Origin of the sequence: Proteus myxofaciens ATCC 19692 (assembly GCF_001654855.1) — a bacterium.
In the GTDB taxonomy this organism is placed as follows: domain Bacteria; phylum Pseudomonadota; class Gammaproteobacteria; order Enterobacterales; family Enterobacteriaceae; genus Proteus; species Proteus myxofaciens.
In genome coordinates, this window is the sequence record NZ_LXEN01000176.1 from 1 (window position 1) to 1,625 (window position 1,625).

Sequence of the window (1,625 nt, forward strand, 5' to 3'; positions counted from 1 at the left end):
GCCTACATGCTTGAACCGGGACGACCGTCGCCCGGACAACCTAGCCTTCTCCGTTCCCCCATCGCAGTTACCACCAGTACGGGAATATTAACCCGTTTCCCATCGACTACGCTTTTCAGCCTCGCCTTAGGGGTCGACTCACCCTGCCCCGATTAACGTTGGACAGGAACCCTTGGTCTTCCGGCGTGCGGGTTTTTCACCCGCATTATCGTTACTTATGTCAGCATTCGCACTTCTGATACCTCCAGCATGCCTCACAGCACACCTTCGCAGGCTTACAGAACGCTCCCCTACCCAACAACACATAGTGTCGCTGCCGCAGCTTCGGTGCATGGTTTAGCCCCGTTACATCTTCCGCGCGGGCCGACTCGACCAGTGAGCTATTACGCTTTCTTTAAATGATGGCTGCTTCTAAGCCAACATCCTGGCTGTCTGAGCCTTCCCACTTCGTTTCCCACTTAACCATGACTTTGGGACCTTAGCTGGCGGTCTGGGTTGTTTCCCTCTTCACGACGGACGTTAGCACCCGCCGTGTGTCTCCCGTGATAACATTCTTCGGTATTCGCAGTTTGCATCGAGTTGGTAAGTCGGGATGACCCCCTAGTCGAAACAGTGCTCTACCCCCGAAGATGAATTCACGAGGCGCTACCTAAATAGCTTTCGGGGAGAACCAGCTATCTCCCGGTTTGATTGGCCTTTCACCCCCATCCACAAGTCATCCGCTAATTTTTCAACATTAGTCGGTTCGGTCCTCCAGTTAGTGTTACCCAACCTTCAACCTGCCCATGGATAGATCACCGGGTTTCGGGTCTATACCCTGCAACTCATTCGCCCAGTTAAGACTCGGTTTCCCTACGGCTCCCCTATACGGTTAACCTCGCTACAGAATATAAGTCGCTGACCCATTATACAAAAGGTACGCAGTCACCCCATAAAAGAGGCTCCTACTGCTTGTACGTACACGGTTTCAGGTTCTTTTTCACTCCCCTCGCCGGGGTTCTTTTCGCCTTTCCCTCACGGTACTGGTTCACTATCGGTCAATCAGGAGTATTTAGCCTTGGAGGATGGTCCCCCCATATTCAGACAGGATAACACGTGTCCCGCCCTACTCGTCGAGTTCACAATAACAGCATCTTCAGATACGGGGCTATCACCCTTTACTGCCGGACTTTCCAGACCGTTCTCCTGATGCTGCTGTTGATTAAGACTCTGGGCTGTTCCCCGTTCGCTCGCCGCTACTAGGGGAATCTCGGTTGATTTCTTTTCCTCGGGGTACTGAGATGTTTCAGTTCTCCCGGTTCGCTTCATGACGCTATGGATTCACGTCATGATAATATCCATTGGATATTGGGTTTCCCCATTCGGAAATCGTCGGGTATAACGGTTCATATCACCTTACCGACGCTTATCGCAGATTAGCACGTCCTTCATCGCCTCTGATTGCCTAGGCATCCACCGTGTACGCTTATTCGCTTAACCTCACAACCCGAAGGTGTTTCTCTCGAAGACAATTGTCTTGAGTTTCACACTTCAAGGTCTGAGATTTTGAGAGACTCATCAATATACCTCGGTGATATATTGATTTGTTTTCAATTTTTCAGCTTGTTCCAGATTGTTAAAGAGCA

At 50.7% G+C, this 1,625-nt stretch carries 1 rRNA gene; it reads right to left on the reverse strand.

The features are described from left to right. A 23S ribosomal RNA gene (locus tag M983_RS16455) occupies positions 1 to 1,479 on the reverse strand; the annotation flags it as partial. Between the last annotated feature and the right edge of the window lie 146 nt (positions 1,480 to 1,625).